The organism is Leptolyngbya sp. AN02str (assembly GCF_050565595.1).
Classification (GTDB): domain Bacteria; phylum Cyanobacteriota; class Cyanobacteriia; order Elainellales; family Elainellaceae; genus Kaiparowitsia.
The window spans coordinates 1-21290 of sequence record NZ_JBNXVR010000067.1 but is presented as its reverse complement, the minus strand read 5'-3'; the positions used below and the strand labels follow the sequence as shown (position 1 = coordinate 21290).

Annotated in this window: 19 protein-coding genes; 10 read left to right on the top strand and 9 right to left on the bottom strand. The window is 51.3% G+C overall.

Annotated elements, in window-relative coordinates; genetic code table 11:
* Window positions 1-154 precede the first annotated feature (154 nt).
* A complete protein-coding gene (locus tag ACQ4M4_RS27645; protein WP_430687714.1) occupies window positions 155-706 on the top strand; it encodes a hypothetical protein in 552 nt (183 codons plus the stop codon).
* Window positions 707-889: 183 nt separating this feature from the next.
* Here the strand turns inward: ACQ4M4_RS27645 and ACQ4M4_RS27640 are convergent, their stop codons facing one another.
* The gene (locus tag ACQ4M4_RS27640) at window positions 890-1294 is read right to left on the bottom strand and encodes a hypothetical protein (RefSeq protein WP_430687713.1); all 405 of its coding nucleotides are present in this window, start codon (window positions 1292-1294) and stop codon (window positions 890-892) included.
* Between the two features lie 103 nt (window positions 1295-1397).
* Between ACQ4M4_RS27640 and ACQ4M4_RS27635 the strand changes: the two genes are divergently transcribed.
* From ACQ4M4_RS27635 to ACQ4M4_RS27625, 3 genes are all read left to right on the top strand, one after another.
* On the top strand, window positions 1398-2027 hold the full coding sequence (locus ACQ4M4_RS27635) for a TetR/AcrR family transcriptional regulator (RefSeq protein ID WP_430687712.1): 630 nt from the start codon (window positions 1398-1400) through the stop codon (window positions 2025-2027).
* Window positions 2028-2177: 150 nt separating this feature from the next.
* Entirely contained in the window at window positions 2178-3443 is a 1266-nt protein-coding gene (locus ACQ4M4_RS27630; protein WP_430687711.1) for a 4Fe-4S dicluster domain-containing protein, read from the top strand.
* A gap of 343 nt (window positions 3444-3786) precedes the next feature.
* A complete protein-coding gene (locus ACQ4M4_RS27625; RefSeq protein WP_430687710.1) occupies window positions 3787-4683 on the top strand; it encodes a pentapeptide repeat-containing protein in 897 nt (298 codons plus the stop codon).
* Between the two features lie 144 nt (window positions 4684-4827).
* On the opposite strand, the gene ACQ4M4_RS27620 is transcribed toward ACQ4M4_RS27625, so the two are convergent.
* From ACQ4M4_RS27620 to ACQ4M4_RS27605, 4 genes are all read right to left on the bottom strand, one after another.
* Entirely contained in the window at window positions 4828-5280 is a 453-nt protein-coding gene (locus ACQ4M4_RS27620) for a surface-adhesin E family protein (RefSeq protein WP_430687709.1), read from the bottom strand.
* Between the two features lie 3 nt (window positions 5281-5283).
* Window positions 5284-6000, bottom strand: a complete 717-nt coding sequence (locus ACQ4M4_RS27615; RefSeq protein ID WP_430687708.1) for a hypothetical protein — start codon at window positions 5998-6000, stop codon at window positions 5284-5286.
* 337 nt (window positions 6001-6337) lie between these two features.
* Window positions 6338-7264 (bottom strand): NmrA/HSCARG family protein, encoded by a 927-nt coding sequence (locus tag ACQ4M4_RS27610; RefSeq protein ID WP_430687707.1) that lies wholly within the window; start codon window positions 7262-7264, stop codon window positions 6338-6340.
* A gap of 182 nt (window positions 7265-7446) precedes the next feature.
* On the bottom strand, window positions 7447-7674 hold the full coding sequence (locus ACQ4M4_RS27605; protein WP_430687706.1) for a hypothetical protein: 228 nt from the start codon (window positions 7672-7674) through the stop codon (window positions 7447-7449).
* A 68-nt stretch (window positions 7675-7742) separates the two neighbouring features.
* Here ACQ4M4_RS27605 and ACQ4M4_RS27600 point away from each other — a divergent pair, with 68 nt between their 5' ends.
* The 3 genes from ACQ4M4_RS27600 (at window position 7743) to ACQ4M4_RS27590 (ending at window position 12156) form a co-directional block, all read left to right on the top strand.
* A complete protein-coding gene (locus ACQ4M4_RS27600; protein ID WP_430687705.1) occupies window positions 7743-8738 on the top strand; it encodes a hypothetical protein in 996 nt (331 codons plus the stop codon).
* A gap of 198 nt (window positions 8739-8936) precedes the next feature.
* The gene (locus ACQ4M4_RS27595) at window positions 8937-9662 is read left to right on the top strand and encodes a hypothetical protein (protein ID WP_430687704.1); all 726 of its coding nucleotides are present in this window, start codon (window positions 8937-8939) and stop codon (window positions 9660-9662) included.
* A 61-nt stretch (window positions 9663-9723) separates the two neighbouring features.
* The gene (locus tag ACQ4M4_RS27590; protein WP_430687703.1) at window positions 9724-12156 is read left to right on the top strand and encodes a GH116 family glycosyl hydrolase; all 2433 of its coding nucleotides are present in this window, start codon (window positions 9724-9726) and stop codon (window positions 12154-12156) included.
* A gap of 87 nt (window positions 12157-12243) precedes the next feature.
* On the opposite strand, the gene ACQ4M4_RS27585 is transcribed toward ACQ4M4_RS27590, so the two are convergent.
* Complete coding sequence (locus tag ACQ4M4_RS27585) at window positions 12244-12912, bottom strand: hypothetical protein (protein WP_430687702.1); 669 nt, start codon at window positions 12910-12912, stop codon at window positions 12244-12246.
* 600 nt (window positions 12913-13512) lie between these two features.
* Here ACQ4M4_RS27585 and ACQ4M4_RS27580 point away from each other — a divergent pair.
* Window positions 13513-14235, top strand: coding sequence for a hypothetical protein (locus ACQ4M4_RS27580; protein ID WP_430687701.1), 723 nt, complete (start codon window positions 13513-13515; stop codon window positions 14233-14235).
* Here ACQ4M4_RS27580 and ACQ4M4_RS27575 read toward each other — a convergent pair.
* Window positions 14184-15503 (bottom strand): FAD-dependent hydroxylase, encoded by a 1320-nt coding sequence (locus tag ACQ4M4_RS27575; protein WP_430687700.1) that lies wholly within the window; start codon window positions 15501-15503, stop codon window positions 14184-14186. The two genes, ACQ4M4_RS27580 and ACQ4M4_RS27575, sit on opposite strands and share 52 nt — an antisense overlap.
* Between ACQ4M4_RS27575 and ACQ4M4_RS27570 the strand changes: the two genes are divergently transcribed.
* Window positions 15502-15639 carry a hypothetical protein gene (locus tag ACQ4M4_RS27570; protein ID WP_430687699.1) on the top strand — a complete coding sequence of 46 codons (138 nt, stop codon included), beginning with the start codon at window positions 15502-15504 and terminating at the stop codon, window positions 15637-15639. The two genes, ACQ4M4_RS27575 and ACQ4M4_RS27570, sit on opposite strands and share 2 nt — an antisense overlap.
* Before the next feature lie 50 nt (window positions 15640-15689).
* On the opposite strand, the gene ACQ4M4_RS27565 is transcribed toward ACQ4M4_RS27570, so the two are convergent.
* On the bottom strand, window positions 15690-16652 hold the full coding sequence (locus ACQ4M4_RS27565; protein ID WP_430687698.1) for an NAD-dependent epimerase/dehydratase family protein: 963 nt from the start codon (window positions 16650-16652) through the stop codon (window positions 15690-15692).
* Window positions 16653-17707: 1055 nt separating this feature from the next.
* Here ACQ4M4_RS27565 and ACQ4M4_RS27560 point away from each other — a divergent pair.
* On the top strand, window positions 17708-19933 hold the full coding sequence (locus ACQ4M4_RS27560) for a hypothetical protein (RefSeq protein ID WP_430687697.1): 2226 nt from the start codon (window positions 17708-17710) through the stop codon (window positions 19931-19933).
* Between the two features lie 119 nt (window positions 19934-20052).
* On the opposite strand, the gene ACQ4M4_RS27555 is transcribed toward ACQ4M4_RS27560, so the two are convergent.
* Window positions 20053-20712, bottom strand: a complete 660-nt coding sequence (locus ACQ4M4_RS27555; RefSeq protein ID WP_430687696.1) for a hypothetical protein — start codon at window positions 20710-20712, stop codon at window positions 20053-20055.
* Window positions 20713-21290: the final 578 nt, after the last annotated feature.

Sequence of the window (21290 nt, the reverse complement as noted above, 5' to 3'; positions counted from 1 at the left end):
ACAATCGGGCAAGCTCAGCAGGTCAGTAATCTGATGGATGAGCGCTCTAAAATCATCCAACTTTTGGGCCTACCTTACTGCCGTTACTACCTGCTTAATTAATTCCCAGCAACCTGCGGAATATCGGATACCAGCTTACCTGTTCTTAATGTTCATGCTCAAATCGTTGGTTGAGGCTGGAGTGGCGGTGTTCGCGTTAGGTTTAATCTTTAGCCCCTTGATTGGGTCTGGAGTCATGGCGTTTATGTATAGCCAGTCTTTGGCATCCCTATTCATGGTGCTGGGAGGTGCGATCGCCGGAGTCATTTTGATGGTGCTGTCGGGAGTTTTTTGGTTGCAAACGATTCACCGTGAATGGATGCAATCTCAGGCTGCGGGGTTTATTTTTCTGCCAGTTGTGCTTCCGTTTCTTGCCTACACAGGAGCGATCGCTGGATCGAGTCTCGTTGCTTTGCTATATGGTTACAGTAAACATCTGACATCTGGCTTTTGGTTTCAAATCGCTGCAAGCTTTTTCACCACTATCATCGGTGGGTTCCTTCCGTCTGCGATCGCTGCCATACCGCCTTTTTCTGCATCAAACAGCATCGTCAACCGTCAAGTCATAGGATTTGCGCCGATACTCATGTTTGCCGTGGGTGTTGGGCTAGCCGCGTCTTGGTTCGGTAGCCAGTTGGCGTATTTACTAGTCACATCGTTCTTTTAGAAATACGACTGACTCGCTACAGCACAGGCAGTCATCTTAAACCTGCCAATCGAGCGAACACGTGCAATAGACCTCCTGCATAAATGTCGTTTTGAAGGATTCATACAGAAGGTCTAATACACCGGAACAGGTCGGTTTCTTTGCGAGTTTCAGAAGTGACTGGTTTTCCGTAATGGACAAACGTTATGCACCTTCCTTTTCGCGCATTGCCTCGATAAACTCTGAACCACACGTTAACTTTTTTGCAAGCGTTGAGTTGGGTGCGATCGCCCGCCAAAAAGGAGTAACTTGGCTGGGCTCCTGCCCCGATTGAATATCTTCCCAAGCTGCCTCAGCAACAACCCGAGCACAGGTCGATGTCAAGATTGGGCACGCGACATCGCTGCTATGCACCTGAGCCAAGCGTTCACGAACTTCCTGTGAGGAAAGCTGCGTCCCTTCAGGAATTTCATCCATCAGCGTTTTCACCAACTGCGGAGTAGGCATTAACAACGTACTCCCTGCTGGTGCTCCAGCCATAGGTTTCTGAAGAATTTGGAATTTAGGCTGCTTCTGGTCTTCTAGTTTTTGCTTCCACGTTTTAGCCATCTTTCTTTTCTCACTTGGCTTAAGCTAGAATGAACAGTACCGTACTGTCCAGATCGAGTCAAGAACATCTTCCAAGCACCCGTATCAGCAATTGCAAGTTCCTATGACGCACTCACAGAACACACCACCAGAAAAGATTCTTACAGCAGCGAGGCGTTTGTTCTTTCAGCAAGGGTTTGAGGAAGTCTCAACCGATTTATTGGCAAAAGAAGCATCTGTTTCTAAGACAACGCTTTACAAATACTTTCCCAGCATGATTGCAGTGCTTCGAGCGGTGGTTGAGGCCGAGGTCAATGTTTTTGAACATGGATTACCGCCTCAAGTGTTAACGCGAGAGGACTTTGAGACAACGCTCGTTCGCTATGGGGAAAATTTGCTCCACTTCCTCAACCAAAGCGACATTATCCAGTTTGCTCAATTGATGTTTGAAGAAGCTCGTTTTAATCCCGATATTGCCACTGTGTTTTATGCGGCTGCCTACGGTCGAACCCTGCAAGATCTCAGCAAGTTGATCCAGCAAGGCATCGAAAAAGGCTTCCTACGGTCTGCCCTGACTGCGGATGAATTGGCGGAGCAGTTATTAGGCATGTGGGAAGGGTTTTGCTTTATTCGTGCCCAACTTGGTTTGACTCAAAAACCATTCGAATATCCGCAGGAATGGTCACAAAAATGCGTGCAAACGTTGCTGAACGGGCACGCCTGTTTGCAACAACCCCTATCCCCTCATGGATAACTTTATGACTTACGCACTTCCTACGAAAAACCAGGGGATTGAATGATTTTTGGAGCGCTAAGCGCTCCAAAAATCATTCAACTGCATAAGTCCTGAACTTATCAAGTCTGTATCGGTCTTTTCTCGAACAGTTCTACGGAGGTTTTTATCGTGTCTGTGTATAAGTATGAGCAGCCATCGAAATGGATAGATTGGATTGCGGATCGTTGGCGGCAAATGCGGCGGAATCTAGGCGTTGGCGGATTCTCAATGGCAGTGGCGATCGCCACTCATACCCTATTTCCACTGCTGCGCTGGATGCAACAACGCCAGATTGGCCGGGGAAAAACCATCTGGCTAGATGACATGCCAGGGCCATCGCCTACTCAAACGTTTGAGCACCTACCCTTTGTGCCCGCCAATTTAACTCCAAATCCGGGTATTGTTCGCAAAAAGGCGCGCCACATGAAGGTGGACTATCCAACGACGACGTATCCCTTTGCCTATCGAGAGCCACCCATTTCAGGAAATACAATCAACGGGTTGGGAGAAGTTGCCCCACGTCGCGCCGATCATGTTTTCTTTGGAGACTCCTATAGAAGGGCTTGGGGCAAGCTGGACTGGTACTTTCAAGTCATGGAACCGACAGCGATTCATCGCATTATCGTTCGTATGTTTTGGCAAGATCGTCGGCGTGTGGGGCCTGTTGCAACTCGGGTTGCGACCCCGGCAAACCCGACTGATGCCGCTGAATATATTAAGGAATTTGCGCAACAGTCTGGAGCCGCACTGGTCGGTATTACGCATTTGACAGAAGACCTATGCTATCGAGATTTCAGCCCATGCTTCAAGTACGCCATTGCGATCGCCATCCCCATGAATCGCGATGAGATGCTTTACACACCCAGCGATCGCTCTAATCGTGAAATCATGCTGACTTATCTAGATGTGAACCGGGTGGCGATCGAAGTGGCAGAACATATCCGGTCTCTGGGGTACCCGGCCCAAGCATCTACTAATTTGGCTCCCGATTCTAGCGTCGAGGTCTTGCATGTGCCAGTCGCCATCAAAGCGGGTTTGGGGCAGTTGGGCAAGCATGGCTCCATGATTACAGCAGAGCATGGGGCAAACGTGCGTCTGGCAACAGTACTGACGGATTTACCACTTGCAATTGATCAGCCCCGTGATATCGGGGTGGATGACTTTTGCGCAAACTGCCGCATTTGCGAAACCAACTGTCCACCCCATGCAATTTTTCCAACCAAGCAAATGGTACGGGGAGTAGAGCGCTGGTATGTCAACTTTGACAAATGCGCCCCGTATTTTGCGGAAACTCGTGGATGTGGTATTTGCATTGAGGTGTGTCCGTGGAGTGAGCCAGAACGTGGCCTCAAGATAATGAAGACTCTGATAGAGCGCCGGAATGTGACAGCATAATCCATCGTTGCAGCGACAGCATCCAGGATGATTGGTTGGATGGAGGTCAAGAGTTACTCGGTGCCACTAAACCTCCAATCGTTAAAAGGCATCCACTGGTTTAACGTCCGTTTCGGTTCAGGGCTGTTCTGAGGTTTGCGCAACGTGCAAACCTCAGAACAGCCCATTTTTGCTGCACGACGCACACGCAAAAATGCGCGCTTCAGCTTATCCAAAACTCAGGTTGGGTCCAGTCCCCAAAGGCCCCCTGACTTTCAGGAAGGTAGTTAAGTAGGCATAAAGATTTAGAGAGTTCCCGCTTCCCGGAGCGGATAATGTGGTCAGCATTGAGGGGATCTCAAGAATGCAGGAGCGATTTAAGCAGTGGACGCGAAGGATGCAGGCCAACAAACGGTGGGTGATTGGGGCGATCGCCACTCCAGCCTGTCTGGGGATGGTGGGGTGGCTGGGGTTACTGCCTGAGCATCCACTTCAGCCAGATGGCGATCGCCCATCTCACACCGAGAGCGACCCTCTTACTCAGCCACCTCGCAAAACCCTCATCAACGGTATTGGAACGATGGTGATGGTTGCTGGTGGAGTCTTCCTGTTGTTCAATTTCCGCCCAAGCAACAGAAATACAGAGACAATCAGCCTCAATGGTTCCAACTTCAACGGAGCAGACCTTAGCGGAACCGACCTCAGCGGAGCAGAATTCTGCGGAGCCAACCTCAGTGATGCCAACCTCAGCAGTGCGGAGTTCTGCGGGGCCAACTTTAGCGGGGCAGATCTCAGCGGAACCAACTTTAGCGAGGCAGATCTCAGCGGAGCCAATCTCAGCGGAGCCAACCTCAGTGGGGCGAACCTCAGTAGAGCCAATCTCAGATTTGCCAACCTTGATGGGGCCAACCTCAGATTTGCCAACCTCAGCGGGGCCAATCTTAAATTTGCCAACCTTAGCGGAGCCGACCTCAACTGTACCTTACTCAGCGATGCCAACCTCAGCGATGCCAACCTTAGCCGAGCATTGCTATTTTTTGTCAATTCCAGAGAAGTTCAGAATCTTGAACCAGTTCAACTAAAGGCAAAACCTTCGCCGTTTTTATGCAATGTTGCACTCCCTTGTTATTCCCAACAACCAGATGTGAATCCAAATCGCGACTGCGATCGCATTCCCCAACTGTTGAGCGATCGCTATCACATCTCACTCGAAGAGGCACAAGGGATAGTCAACGAAGCTCGACAACACCGATGGGACTAACCAAACTCAGTTGCGGTAGTTGTAAAAGGGTAGCTATACCCTTTTACAACCGCTATTCACAGATCTCGCATGCACAGATTTAGATAGGACTTACGCACTTCATCCTTCAACTGCATAAGTCCTGCTAGAGCAATTCCGGCAGCGTTATTGTGGCGCTGAGTTGGGCTCCGGTTGGGATTGCTCGCACACAAAGCTCAGCACGGCTGCGGCACTACTGCCCGACTGAGGCTGAGCCAACTGTCCCGCATTTCCATAGTTAAAGCGCTGAATTACCTGCCTTTCTCGGTTATGCACCACCATTTGCCGCAGCCGAGACACCCCACTCACACAATCTACAGAGCGATACAGCATGGCACCATGCACAGGTTGCTCTAGCTCAACCCCAACAAAGGCATTGTTGGGTTCGGGAAAATCACGATATTCCCAAAACCAAACAACGTCATCTCGCAAATCAATCGAATCACGCTCTACCATAAAGCGATCGCCCACGGCATTTCTCGTCACCTCCACCCAGGTAGGCTGAGTCGATTGGGCCAGCGCGCCAGAAGCGCCAACCGCAGGCATCATTGCCACCAAAGCAATCAACAGAGTTTTCATAAGCTATTCAGAATCCGGCTGAGATTGGTTATCAGATGCATCTTCGGCAGGAATGCTACGATACCGCTCCACATTTTGAATCGCTTGCTCAGCGTAGGAATTATCGGGACGCTCATCCAATGCCCGCCGAAAATAGAGCAGCGCAGTGTCATAGTCGCGTTGCTCGGTTGCTTCATACCCCGCTGCCATATAGCGATCAAACTCTGAGGACTGGAGCGGCTGATCGGCAGGTGCAGCAGGGGAGGCGGGTTGCGGTGCAGCAGCAGCAGCCTCTTGCTGCTCATAGGCATTCACCACCCGCTGAACGTAATCGGCAATTTCCGAGCTGTTGTACTGGGATGGATCACCTCGCATCCACCAGGCCGCCGCTCGACGCACCGCCAGCATTTCATCGTTACCGCTGGCACGATACTCGTCTCGCAGCACGTCTTGCATGACACATGTCACCACCGAACGGGCAAGTTGTGGACTTGCCTCAAACTCAGCGGGCGATAGCTCCCGGCCCAGGCACGACCTTGACCAACGAGGGATATTTCCCGGCATGATTTGCCAATCACTATACAGCCCATCATCCGCACGTCCCGTTTGAGGTGCCGCTTGGCGAAGCGCCTCAACCAGGGCTGCAACTTGACCATCTGAAACTTGGGCCTGAGCGGGGGGTACGTCAACTACCAGGATAATCCCTAGACTAACGATGAGTTTGCCAATGGGTATTTGCATCGCGATTATCCATTCCAAACTAGCACTCAATTCGTATCTTAACGATCGGTTTTAGGCTTGCCATTGCTCGTTTGTTAGTTGTTTTTTGTGCAGAAATACGCATGCTTCTTCAACCGGACTGACGCAATTCCACCAAGTCTTTTGGGTTTGTATTTGTTATTTGGTGCTTCGCATCCAATAACCAATACCCATGTGGAAGTTCTGTAGTTATGTCGCATGCATCTGTAGAGGGCGGATTCATCCAGGGGTGCATGCATCCCAAAAGCCATGCAGGAGGTCTGAATCAGCAGTAGTCAGGTCGCGAACAGCTCAAACGTTCTACAGGTGTGGCCCAGGTCTACAGGTCTTGATAGGTCAACTCTGGATTAGCCCAGTGGGTTTCTTCCAAGAATTCTGAGAAAGTGGTGAGCAGACCAGGAAACGTGTTTCTAAGCGCCGGGACATCGGCTTGATAACCCTTGGTGCGATACCACTGGATTAAATCAAACAGTGGTTTGCGCAGGAGCAGTAGAAAGATCCAGGGAGGAATTTCTTTGTAGGCAACGGGGCTACTTTGGGCTTTGGCAAACGCCTCTGCCATTTGTTGGGGGGTGAGCACATCTCCAGCTAGCTCAATTTCCTGGCCTAAAAACTGGGAGCGATGCTGCATGACATAGGCTGCAATCCGTCCCATATCTTTGGTCGTGATCAGGTGTAAGGGGCGATCGCGCTGAATGGCAAAGGCAAATGTTCCCTTCAATATTGATGGCCGCGTGTACTGCTTCCAAAACTCTTCCATAAATAGGCAAGCCCGCAGCATCGTTGTGGGCAAACCCGCTTGTTTGAACACCTGCTCGACGCGATACTTTTGCTCAATGTGGGGAATGCCCGAGTTGCGATCGCCCCCACCTGCCGAGTTGTACACCAAGTGCTGAACGTTAGCCAGCCTCGCCGCTTGTGCAACCCGCTCCGCCCGCTCCGCTTCCCGAGGATCGGGCTTAGCCGAATCGGGAGCCGTTGCATGACAATACACCGCTGAAACACCCTCAAACGCCGCTGCCAGCGACCCCTCATCATCCAAATCGGCTTCCACAAGCTCGACACCGCTGTTTTGAAGATGGGCAAGGGACGGTCGATTGAGATCCCGTTTGCGAGTCATAGCTCGCAGATTCGTCACGTTTTGTTCTAGAAACCCCTTCACGGCGTTGCTGCCCGTTCCACCCGTAACACCGATGAGCAGCACTTTTTCTATCCGTTCATTGGTAGCATCGGCAGGGTTCACCATGGGATCACCTCCAAAACGCATGTGAAAGGCACAAATTCAGAGCATACAAGTCCCAAAGCATGAAATACCAGATCGAACGCCAGAATCTGACTCGTACCAGTCCAGCTTGAAAGACATTAGTGCTAACGTAACGCATTGAACTGCCAACAGCTGGATTTGCGTTTTAGGAACTTTGGATTGATTCAATGGGGATTTGCTGATTCACCAAAGTTGGTCAAATCTGGAAGCGCGTGGGCATTCTGAAATACGGATGTGGTGAGAAATGAGCCGTCTCGCTCAATTTCTACTGTGTCTGTGTGGGGTTGAGTGCGATCGCAATCCGGTTGCCTCATGCTGCCGAGCCAGAGCAGGCAGGTATCTCCAGGCCACAATTCATCAGCTTGTAAGGGCGCTATCTGTGCAAACGTCATTGCATCCGGGTCGTGTGTGGGTTTTCGCAATTTGCTGCGTGTGGATCGTCACATCGCTGGCAAGCATCGTGTTTGCAAATTCCATCGACAATACCCCACTCGACTTAAGACAGGGAATTCGTTTTGCTTTAACCCTGCTGCTGTGCTTTGCACTGTTTCAGGGGTGCAACTGGGCACGGTGGGTGAGTGGGGCGCTGCTGGGGGTGGGCTGTTTAGGCGCTGTCGTTGCAGGCATTCTGCTGCTGCAAACGACTCCACTGGCTGTAGCGCTGTTTTTTTTGGGGCAAATCTACGCTGGGTGTGCTTGCATTTTGTTTGTGGTGCCGAGTGTCTGCCAATTCTTTGCCGGAACGCCAACACCCCCAAGCTCGCCACCTCGTAAGCCAGACGCTAGCACAGGAACCATCAAGAGTCCGATCGCGTCACCCTATCCCCTGCCAGAGTTCCAGCCCGAAATCGAGATCATTCAAGCGTGTCGCGATCGCTTTGGTCCACCTCCGCGATCGCTCAGCGACAAAGAGGCTGCCATTTGCCGCCTTGAACTCAGCCCTAGAATTCAAGATATCTTTGAAGAGAAAAACGACTCCATGCTGCAGATCCTGGTGGATCAACATTTGCTGCGCGATCGCGGCAAAATCGTATGGGGACACCTCATCCAAGCCAATCAACGCCTCTTTGACCCCAACAATACTGATACCCTAGCTGCAGATGTCATTTATAGCCTCGATCCTTACTTCGACGGTCGCGCTCGGCTGTTGAGAAGGTTGGCTCAAGACCTATTTACCTACAAGGGCACTGTTCCCACCGAACCTGAATTGCAAGATTTAGTACGAGCCATTACAAACGAGCGAGAGCGCATCATGGGGTACAAGCTTCCGCTTAGCTACTGTCGAGGCAAGCTCGTATTCTGCACAACGTGCTTTTTGCAGCCTAGCCATATGCCCGAAGGCTTTCTAGCCCAGTCTGTGTTTCCACTCCTGGTTAACCTCAAAGAAACAAAGGCTGTGATGATGTTGCCTTACCACTTTTGGCCCTCACAACTGATTAACCAGTGGCGACTTTAAAGAATATTTTTGAACAGGCAGAACCTTCCTCAAAAAAACCTGCGTTAATGAACGCTAGCCCTAAATAAGCTGACGTAGTAAGTACAATTCGAAGCGCACAGCCCTGCAAATCTTCCTGGCTCTCCTGGGTGCAACCCGCTGAGCCAATTCCGCTGTCTGCGTCCTCTTGTTTGGCTGAACCATTTCACAGGCCGAAATATGGAATTATTCAAATTTGCGCTTGGCCCTTACGAGTTTTTTGCTTCCATTCTCGGCGGCATTCCACTCGTATTAGTCATCTTCTTTATTTATAGTCCAAATGCTAATTTTCAAGATTTGCTGATCGTTATTCAGCAAGATTTTTCATTTCAAGTGATCGTTGTCTTCGCTTTTTTCAGCTATTTTTTAGGCAGCTTAGTGCAGGACTTCACCTGGAAATATTTCCTATTTCTTTGCAAAACTTTTCATCAGAATTTTGACTACTTTCAAAAAAACGAGCTCTCAAGACGGTACCAAGCTTTACAAGAGTCTAGTATGACGCTAGCGACTCCAACCCTCGACTTTGAAGATAAACTTGTTCTGTTGCTGCACGATGCTGTTGGCATTCCTACAAAAATTAACTGGCTCTACCTTCGGCTTCAAGCTTATTTAAAGGAACGCAATCGACCCGCTGTTATTGCTGCTGATTTATATCAAGCCAGCCACATTATGTATCGTAATATCTCGTTCGGGCTGCTGCTGCTGGGCCTTGTTTTATTGATAAATTTACTGCGAATTCGTCTCTTTTCCTGGGCACAATTTACGATCGCACTGGCATCGATTGGCTTTGCCTATATTGCATTTTTGCGGGCAGTCACCTTCAAAAAGTGGTTTTCGCGAGAGGTTCTCTACGGCTTTTACTTCGCAGTAACCAACACTCAGTCCCATCCCGAACTCAAAGAATAAAGGGCAACTTTTCTTTGGAATTGAGGCGTTTTTGCAAAACGTTACCCGGTAGAATCGGGTGATGAAAAATTTTGTACCTGCACCAACGATCGCGCCAATGGTTCCCGATTGCGCCTGGAAACGTCCGCTAGGACTGGGTTGGGAGAAACCCTACACCGTTCGCTATGCCAGTAATTTAGATGATGGCCCCTGGCATGGGATGCCGTTGGGGGGATTTGGTGCGGGCTGCATTGGGCGATCGCACCGGGGCGACTTTAACCTGTGGCACATCGACGGTGGTGAGCATGTGTTTCAGTCGGTGCCGGGATGCCAGTTCAGCGTATTTGAGCAGGTGGGCGAGCAGCGCCAGGCCTACGCGCTGTGTACCCAAGCGCCGGAAGATGGCACGTTGGGCGCGTGGCAGTGGTATTCGCCCGAGGGTGCAGAACCGAAGTCTGAATACGCGGCGCTGTATCCCCGCAGTTGGTTTACCTATAGCGATCGCTTTCATGCCAACCTAAGCTGCGAGCAGTTTTCACCCATTTGGGCGCACAACTATCAGGAAACCAGTTATCCCGTCGCGGTGTTTGTATGGACGGCACACAATCCCACCGATCAGCCCATAACACTGAGCGTGATGCTGAGCTGGCACAACATGACAGGCTGGTTCACCAATACGCTGAAGTCGCCCACGGTGAAGGTGCGCGACGACGGTAGCCCCGTGTATGAATATCAGCCGCGCTGGGGCGACAGTACCAGAAACTGGGGTCTGTGGATGCAGCAGAATGAATCCGTGGGCTGTGTGCTGGGGCGCGATTTGGAGGAAGCACCCGCAGAAGGAGACGGACAATGGGCGATCGCCACCGTCCATACTCCCGGAACTGAAGTGTTCTACCAAACCCGCTGGAATCCCGCAGGCGATGGAGCAGACGTGTGGTGTACCTTTGCCACCGATGGTTCTCTGGCCAATCTTGCAGATGCGGCTCCAGCAGAAGCAGGGGAACAGGTAGGCAGCGCGATCGCCCTGCGGTTTACGCTGGCTCCCGGTGAGACGCGGCAGGTACCCATGGTTCTAGCCTGGGATTTTCCGGTGACGGAGTTTGCCGAGGGAGTCAACTACTTCCGCCGCTATACGGACTTTTTTGGACGCAGTGGAGCGAATGCCTGGGCGATCGCCCAAACCGCTCTCACCAAATACCAGACCTGGCAACAGCAGATTATCAATTGGCAGCAGCCCATTCTGGATCAGGATTTGCCCAACTGGTTCAAGATGGCGCTGTTCAACGAGCTGTATGACCTGACGGATGGGGCCACGTTGTGGAGTGCGGCGAGCGATCGCGATCCGGTCGGTCAGTTTGCGGTAGTAGAGTGCCTGGATTACCGCTGGTACGAGAGTTTGGATGTGCGGCTGTATGGCTCCTTTGCCATGATGATGCTGTTCCCCGAGCTGGATAAGGCAGTGCTGCGCGCCTTTGCCCGCGCCATTCCCGCCGAGGATGCCACACCCCGCAAAATTGGCTACTACTTCACTCAGGGTACAGATAGTCCCTTGGTGCCGCGCAAAGTGGCCAACGCCACACCCCATGACCTGGGCGCACCCAACGAGCACCCCTGGGAAAAGACCAACTACACCAGCTACCAAGACTGCAACCAGTGGAAGGATTTGGGCAGCGATTTTGTGTTGCAGGTCTACCGCGACTTTGTGCTGACGGACAGTGCCGATGCAGCTTTTCTAGAAGACTGCTGGCCTGCGGTAGTGGCAGCGTTGCACTACCTCAAGGGCTTTGATCTAGATGGCGATGGTATTCCCGAAAATGCAGGCGCACCCGATCAAACCTTTGATGACTGGCGACTCCAGGGCGTGAGCGCTTACTGCGGTGGGCTGTGGATTGCGGCATTGGAAGCCGCGATCGCGATCGCGGACATTCTCACCACCGAACGATCCGCATTTGCCCAATCGGCAGAAATCAGTTCAGAGCTATCGACATTCCAGAGCTGGCTGGCTCAGTCTCGCGCCATTTTCCACGATGCGCTGTGGAATGGGCAATACTACCAGCTCGACACGGGCAGCGGTTCCGATGTGGTGATGGCGGATCAGCTCTGTGGCCAGTTCTATGCGCGGCTGTTGGGCCTGCCGGATGTGGTGCCAGAAGACTGTGCGCGATCGGCATTGAAGACGGTCTATGAGGCGTGTTTCCTCAAGTTCCACGACGGCAAATTTGGTGCGGCCAACGGGCTACGCCCCGATGGCTCTCCGGTGAATCCGAAAGACACGCACCCGCTGGAAGTGTGGACAGGCATCAATTTTGGGCTAGCCGCTTTTCTGGTGCAGATGGGCATGGAGCCGGAGGCTATGCGCCTGACGGAAGCCGTGGTGCAGCAGGTATATGAGAACGGGCTCCAATTCCGCACGCCAGAGGCCATTACTTCGGTGGGAACGTTTCGCGCTAGCCATTATCTACGGGCGATGGCGATTTGGGGCATTTACGGCGTGCTGACTGGATTTCGGGACTAGCACCCTTTGCGGAAGCTGCTGGGTTGGTTGTGCTTCGGCTCTGCTCTGCCCTCAGCCCTTCCGAATTCTGCGCAAAGCCAAAACCCACTACCCAACAGCAGGTTCCAGGTTAATGTCCCGACAGGGCACCCGTCGAAAGTTTGTGCCAAACACATCCGGTGCAGATTCTGTCAGCCATCCAGTGACCCCAAAGCGATCGATAGGCACCCACACCCGGCCAGCCTGGAGAGGTGGCTCGGTTTGAATGACCGGTGTGCCCAGCACCCGAAACCCTTGCTCAAAATAAAGCGCGCCGTTGGGTTCGGATTCGGTGGTGGGAACGGGTTTGATGGCCAGCTCAGGTTGAACCACAATGCCGCAATCCAAAACTTGCCCAGTTTCACACAATTTGAGAAACGGCGTTTGAAGGTAGCCATTGACCGGAGCGCTAATTTGAATCCAGCCGTAGGAGGGCTGATTGACCGAGCCTGACACCGTGACGGAAAAGCCTGCGGCGATGTCTCCAGCGACGGGTGCGGCCAGGTCTGCCGTTTGATAAACCCGCTCTAATCGTCCGGTGCGGCGACATTGGGCTAAGGTGGCGGGCTGCGCAGACGGCTGGGCGATCGCATCTTGACTCGCAGCAGCAATCGCAGATGGTGCGGGAGTTGGGCTTGCCGACTGGAGCCCATAGGGATTGGTGTAGGCTTCGGGCAGGCGATCGCAGCCCACCAGCCCCGCCGACAGTAAGATTGCTAGCACGGCACGATAGTTCATGATGTGCCCCCATCAAACCCTTGCAGCCATGAGAATAACACAGCCCACCCAGATGCAGATGCAGGGTGTCGATCGGTTGGCGGCTTTTAGGCTCGACATGCCTGGATAGCAGAAATCTGTCGTGAGGAATCTGTCGTGGATTTGGCTCGAACCCAGTCCCTAACTGCAAGCATTCACATTCCAAGCAAGGAGCACCAGTCCGGCCCTATATTTCGTTATGCAAAGAATTGTAGCAACATCAGTAATTATCCGGATCTAGTCAAGAACGCCTCTAATAAAGAAGGTAGAAACTTCAGCAGAATTGCTGATGTCGGTCGTGGTGTGTTGATGGCTCTAGAATCGGGGGCTGTTTCCCCCTATGTGGAATATTGCTGGCTTCGTGCGATCGATCATTCCCAGTCCCCCGATTTTTTCTTGTAGGACTTATCACTTCATCCGAAAAACCAGAGATTGAACAATGTTTGGGGCGATAAGCGTCCCAAACATTATTCAACTGCGTAAGTCCTGTCGTGGTTGGCTTTTCCCGTCAGAGCATACGTTGGGTGCTGCGCTAAACCTGTGAAACACAACCTATCAGTTGAGTCCCCCGGGGTGATCGTCATGATAAATACGGTTGATACTGGCTCGATACTGCTGGCGCAACAGGGCAATCCGAGTGCGATCGCCCTGTTGATGAATCTTGTGCTAAACCCAGAAGGGCTACATGCTCGGGTATCTCGGCAGGATGATTGTTTGCTTGTATTTTTAGAAGCGGGCAAAGTTCCCAATCGCTACAGTTTGGTGGAATTTGTGCGGCGAGGCTTGGTGCAATTGCAGGTATCTGGTATTCGCCAACTCGAAATTTATGGTCACTTGATGGGGCACTATACCCCAATTTGGCAGCGCACCCTGATGCTGCATCCATACCAACCGGAAGCGGCAACTTCCCAGGCAGTGCCCTCCCAACCTGCCAAACCCACCATTGCTAATCCAGATCGTTACTTTTCTGTGGCAGACTACTTGCCAACTCAACAAATGCTGCTGTGGCTGCTGGGTGCAGCGGGTGCCACGACCAGTTTGCTTGCGATGGTGCTCATTCCCAAGGCTGGCTGGATTGGCGGAGCCATGGGGATGCTCGGCTCGACTGCGGTTTTGTATACGGCTGGCTCTAGCAAAGGCGTGTACAAAGGCTACTGCCCGCACTGCGGCAGCAATCTAACGATCGCCGACAGTGCCACGATTATTGGATGTGATGCGTGCGATCGCCCAATTCGAGTAGAAGCGGGCAAGTTCTACCGCATCGTGCCTTCCGTATCGGAGCCAGAGCGTGCCGCAGCAACGTAATGTCCTTGAGCCGCGAGTTTGGGCCGTCTTCCGCTCAGCCCCGTCATGAGCTTGAGGGCCAGAAACCGTAGCGGCAGCAGGTACTTCATGCCCCACAGGCCCAAACGCCGCACTGCCACAATCGGAAACCAATGATTGGAGAACAGGCGATCGAGCACATCGGTAAATCCTAAAATGGCCCAGTTCTCGATTTTGCGCCAGCGTTCGTAGCGCTTCAGCACCCTCACATCGCCCAAATCTTGATGCCGTTGGTGGGCTGCTTTGATCACCTCTGCCAACGCTGCTGCATCCCGAATTCCCAGGTTGAGCCCTTGCCCCCCAACCGGATGGCAACAGTGCGCTGCATCTCCAACCAGGGCAAGGCGAGGCTGTACGTAGCGATCGCTCTGCATGAGTCGCACAGGAAACAAAGCGCGATCGCCCACCAGTTCCAGCTTACCCAACTGCCCACCATAGCGGCGTTCCAGCTCTGCCAAAAAAGCCGACTCATCCACTTCGAGCCAATGTTTGGCCTCTTCGTGCGGGGCGGTGAGCACAATTTGGCTACGGTTGCCAGGCAGGGGCAGCGTCGCAAAGGGGCCACTGGCCCAAAAGTGTTCGCGGGCAATATTTTGATGCGATGCCTCAGAGCGAATCACCGCCGTTACGCAGGATTGCCAATACGACCAACCCTTGGTACCAATGCCTGCGGCCTGTCGCAGTGGCGATCGCGCCCCATCAGCCGCGACCAGCAGCTGAGTGTGCAGTGTGTGTGTTTCGCCATCCATATTTAGGATGAGGGTTGCCGCCTGGTCAGTATAGGCAGCCTTGACCAACTCAGCCGGGCTGTACCAGGTGATATTTTCCGCAGCATCCAAACGATTGAGCAATGCCTGAACCAAGACATGATGCTCACCCACGTAGCCCAAGTCAGCAAGGCGGCCCAAGTCACCCGGTGCCAGATCCACCACAGCGGGATAGGTTTCTTCTGCGAGGCGAATGTGTTGAAATGTGGTGATGCTGGGCAAAATGTCGTGCCATACACCTAGTCCGTCAAAAATTTGCCCCGACAACAGGGTAATGGCGTAGGCTCGATGGCGCTGTAGTCCGGCGGTGCGGGACTGCGCTTCAATCATGGCCACCCGCAACCCAGAGTCTTGAAGCGCGCAGGCCAGGGTCAAACCCACAATGCCCCCACCTGCGATCGCCACATCGTACTGCACGGGAGGATTGGCCTGGGGTTGAGTGGCAGAAGAATGAGAAGAGCGAAGCTGCGAATCGAGAACCATGCAAATTCAGACCCTACGCGAGCAAATTGGCTTGCTGAACAAGCACCGAAACAGCACCAAAACATTGTGTCGATATGTTTCTTATTGTGGCGCGATCGCTCACGACAGGCAAGTTCCCGCTGCTGTGAGCGTTTAGCATAGCTAAACCCCCGACTAACATCTGCAAATCACGGATTGCAAGGCAGCTCATGCGTAGCCGCGAGCCAGATCCCGAATAACGACCTCAGGTGATCGAGGCTGCCATCCCAAGTCCCGCATGGCCTTGCTGCCATCAACCCGCACACAGCGATCGTACAGATAATGCACCCGCTCTCGACTAATCGGCGGTTGCCATTTCAATAGGCGTCCCACCGGGTCAAGCAACATGCCAACCAACCGCACAACGACCTGGGGCATTTCGGTTGGCGGCTTCACCCCCGTTTCTTCACTCACCATTTCAAACATGTTTCGGGTTGTCATTTCCCCAGCAGAAGCAATGTAGTGCTGCCCTGGTGGGGCTTTTTCGATGGCTAGCAGCATCAACGCCACCAGATCATCCACATGCACAATTCCGGTGATGCGATCGCCCCCAGCCCATACCTTCAGCTTGCCCTTGCAAAAGGTTTGCAAAACCGGGCCAAAGTGCGGATCATCCGCCCCAAAAATGCCCGACGGCATCACACTGACAACGGGAAAGCCTTGCGCTGCTGCCTCATCCACTAGCCGCTGCGCCTCAAATTTGGTGACATCGTAGGCCGAAGAAAACCCTTTTTGAACCCGAACAAAGGTTTCGTCAATCACTTGGCCTTGAGTATCGCCATACACGCCAATGGTGCTGCAATACAGCATCTTTTGAACATGAGCGGCGATCGCCGCTGCTAACACATTCCGGGTCCCTTCCACATTCACCCGCCGCATGCGCGCCGCATCCACAATGCCCAGCTCCACATAAGCCGCCGTGTGAAACACCCAGTCCACCCCTTCCATGGCTGCCAGCACTGACTGAGCATCCGTCACATCGCCATAGGCCAACTGTACATTAAGCCCGTTCAAACGGGTCAAATCGCTGTTCTTACGAACCAGAGCCACCACATCATGCCCTTGTTGCAGCAACGCCTTCACCAGATGTGAGCCCGTAAATCCATTGCTCCCCGTCACCAGTGCCTTCATACCTTCTGACTTTCACTCCACGTCCCACCACAAATTTACCGATAGTACTATTTCGGTCATGCTTCCGGGTTCGTGCCTTAGCCACACTGACTGAAATCATGACTGTTTGAGACTACCGATTCACCTATTGTAGAGACGTGTGGCTCTAATTTTTATGGGCAGTAGATGAGGGATTGTACTGAGATCGTGAGACAACATGCCAAAGCCTGCCAATTCTAGATGCGAATTAACAACCCATGGCGATCGCAACAATAATCGCAACCATGTTAATCGGCAGTCTTTATGTAGTCTTTATTAAGCCTTTATCAAGCGACCGTTCCTTCATAAAGCCTTGGTCAAGCTGCTTAAGAAACATGATAAAAACACTTCAAAAAATCCGTATCAAGTAATACTTGAAATTACCAAACTCGATTGCCTCTTTTAATCACACCACTCTTAAATTTTCTGCCGTTTGGGAGGCATAAAAATCTCTCATCAAAGAGAATTATTTGCACAACCTCACGCAGAAAATAAGCTGAATTGTATCGATCTTAATTAGGTCTTAATCAGGTAAATCTACCGTTTCTGCGGAACTAAAATTGCGGCTACCGACTTCAATTTTAAGTTGGCTTCAGCATCAGTTCTGTAACGTTTTTTCTGTGCCCACTATCCATGGCGATTGTCCAGCATCACGAATTCAAGCCTGCCAAAACCAACGATTTAAGAGGCCCAGTTTCAACGAAGAATAGGCCAAGTCCAGGCATAAAGCATGGCATTGGCAACTCCATAGTTCAAATGATAAATCGATTGATGAATCGCATGAATTCGTTGTGCTAACCGCATCTGTAAAGCGATCGCGCAAGACTGATATGCAAACACACTAGGTTTGCATCGACGGTTTTGCATCGACGGTTTTGCATCGACGGTTTTGCATCGACAGTTTTGTTTCGATCGCTGTGTGCATGAACTTAATTGAACTTGCTCAGGCTTTCATAGGAAAACCTGGCAGAACAAGTCATGTCATTTTCGCTCTCCCCCAGAGACTTCATTCACTCTATTCTCCAAAGTGAGCATTCATGATGAATACCGATCGAATTACACTCACATCCCAAGGTGCTCCCATTCTTGGTGGCGTATACCGCTCGGCCATGAGCGGCAATGGCCGCTATACAGCATTTGTCAGTTCGCCCGAAGCTTATTTTTCAACAGGCACGTTCGTTTTGAGGTTGCACGACCGTCAAACCAGCGCAACAGAACTGGTCGAAATTCCAACGATTCCACCGCAATTTACTCCTTACGTAAATAACGTATCTCTGTCAGATGATGGTCGATACGTTGCCTACAGCGTTGGAGTTTACGATCAACTAGCTGGTGACTTTCCCCAGAACCCAACGTACAACTTCATCCACGATCGCCAAACAAACACCACCCAATTAGTCACCGATCAATTCACAAGAGATTTCAAAATCTCTGGCAATGGAACCTACGCCGTTTTCACCGCTGACTTAAACGGTGGAGACCCAGAAGCAAATGGAATCGACGCCTACATTTACAATATCGCCACAGGAACAACTCAACAGATATCAAACCTGACTGGAGAGTTGGCAGGAGGGTCGGTACGCGAGCCCGATATTTCCGATGATGGTCGCTATGTCACATTTGCAGCCACAAAAGTCATCGCTCCTGGTGATGGAAGCTTGAACTCCTTGTCGGATGTGCTGGTATATGACAACGTGACAGGTAGCACGACCAGCATTGCCGATATCGCCGGCGTTGATTTGTTGAATAGCGGTCTTGGCAGTCCTTCCATTTCAGACAATGGTCGGTATATCGCATTTGTTGCCGACGTGGATGGTCTTGTACCAGAAGACACAAATGGTGTTGCAGATGTGTTTGTGTACGATTCTGTGACAGGAACTATTCAACGCATTTCCATCGACAGCAATGGTACTCAAAGCAATGGCGCTTCACGTGGGGCATTTATCGCTGGCAATGGTCGCTATGTTGCATTCTCTTCAACTGCTTCCAACTTAGTTGCTGGAGATACGAATGAGTCTGAAGATGTGTTTGTACACGACTTGATGACAGGAACAACAACACGAGTTTCCACCAATTCCTTTGGCAATCAAGGCAGTGCGTCATACACTAATCCCTTTGGGCAAACCTTTGGCGGAGATGCGTTTAGTCCTATCTTGTCAGATGATGGGTTGACCGTGGCCTTCACGTCAGATTTTTCTAACCTCGTGCCCGGTGACGAAGACTTTCTGTTAGATGCAGAGTTTGGCGAGAATCCAATTGCCGAAGATGTCTTTGTTAAGTCATTAGGCACTCCGTTAGTGCTGAATGGAGCAAATGGAAACCGCACCTTTGTCATTCATCCAGGACACGACAAAGTCATTGAAAACTTTGGCGGCTTTGGGTTAGGTACTAATCCTTCTGGCGCCACCTTGGCAGAGTTGGATAGGCTCAAGTTTGTGGGGGGTGGCATGGAGGCCGAGTTCATGCTAGCTGAGCAAGCTGGCGCTGATCTAAAGCTTACGTTCCTTGATCTGGCTTCTACCTCCATTACGCTCAAGAACTTTACCTTGGAGAAGCTGGAGAATGTAGCGAACTCGGGCAACATTCTGTTTGATGGCGATACGGCTGTGAGCGATCGCTTTGATGTGGTTGATGCCAACGCCAACCCAACTCAACTGTTTAACCGCAACACAGTCACTTTCTTGAACGAAAAGAACAACGTTGTCCACGGATTCGACAATTCTGCCGATGTCATCAATAGCCAAGGGGGCGATGACTTCATTCACGGCAAAGGCGGAAATGACCGCATTCGAGGCGACCAGGGAAACGATACCCTATTGGGCGGCAGCGGCAACGATATTCTGGCGGGATACAGCGGCAACGACCGACTGATTGGCGGCAGCGGCAACGACTTTTTGGGTGGCGGTGCAGGAGCCGATTCGTTTGTGTTTGATGCAGGAGCCGCGTTTACCACCTCGCGCCTAGGGAAAGATCGCATTGACGACTTTGAGCTGGGTGTAGATCGCATTGTATTGGATAAGACAACATTCACGACTCTGCAAAGCGTCTCAGGCAACAGCTTTAGCAAGGCAAGTGAGTTTGCCAAGGTGACAAGTGATGCGGCAGCCGCTACCAGCAATGCACTGATTGTGTACAACACGAGTAACGGTCGGTTGTTCTACAATTCCAACGGTGCTAGCTCCGGCTTTGGGCTGGGTGATTTCTTTGCCACACTCAATAACAAGGCCAATGTGTCGGCTAGTGACTTTGTGATTGTTGCTTAAGGGCTGGTATAAACGCAACAAACCCCACAGTACTGTGGGGTTTGTTGCGTTAGGCATTTAAGAGCTGATGGCTAACTTCACAGGTATGGAAGAATACGCATGTGAAGTGCGATCGCTGATTAACCGCGGTAAGAGTCGCCGGTGTTGCGCTGCATTTTGTTGCTGGCGCTGTTACCCATATTGTCGCGATCGCGCACCATGTTTCCTAAGCGATCGAGAGGACCACCTGGGGTGTCATCGTCCACAGCTTTAGATACTTCGTCAGCAGCATTTTTTGCGTTCTTTTGAACATTCTTAAACCCTTTACGGGCGGTTTCAGAAAGTTCTTCGGTGGCGTTTTCTACACCGCTACCAACACGCTTAGATACGTTCGAAATTCGCTCATTCAAAGGCCGACCTTCTTGGAAGTTCTCAACAAATTCTTCGGGATTGTTGGCCTTATTGAGGTTTTGGTTAGCATTTCGAATCAAGCGATCGGCCTTTGCATCCGAACGGCTCGTATCCAAATTACCAGGCGTGTCTCGGAAATTATTCATCCCGCCAACGCGATCCTGATTGGTTCCATAAATATCCGTGTGCTGAGCGCGCTTCTCTTGATAGGAACCGCCAGTACCCGAAGCCTTGGGAGCCGGGGCACCCTGATATGAACCTGTACCCGAAGCCTTGGGCACGGGAGGATTGCTACAGGCAGTCGTCATAACCAAAAAAACACCTGCCAAACACACAGCCAGCATCCGCCCCACAGCGGCTAGGTTCAACTTTTCCTTCAACTGATTCATGATGTGTACTCCTTGATGACTATCAAGTTGGAACCAATAAACAATTTAAAAAAATGCTCGAGCAAAGAATTTAAAGGTGTTAAAAAGCAGCCAAAAAAACAGGAATTAACAGTTTGGCGATCGCAAATTTGCAATCTCATCAAATTGTTCAACCTGTCCTTAGCCTGTATGTACTCTACGATTAATCATGCAGGAATTCCCTCTGGCAAAGGTAGGAACAATTTCGTAGCGAAGCACACCAACCTATCCCTTAAGGCGGAGCAGTTTTAGAGTCTTCTGAATCTTTGAAATTCGATTTTTTTTAGCTTTGTCAAAGATAAAAATTGGCTGTTTTTCTCTAGCAATAAAGATTCATATGAACAATTAAAAATTGCTAATCAAACTCGGCTTTTAGGACATTTGGTAAATAAAAATCCAATAGAAAAAAGCCCTCTAGTCATTAGGAGGGCTTAGAGGGTGTTTGAAAAGATGTGAGGCGTCAAATTTTATGCCAGTCGCCTGACCATAATGCGGATCATGGCAAGGTAAATCAAGGTTTCTGATGTCTCTGGCAATAATTCATAGTCTCTGACCAAGCG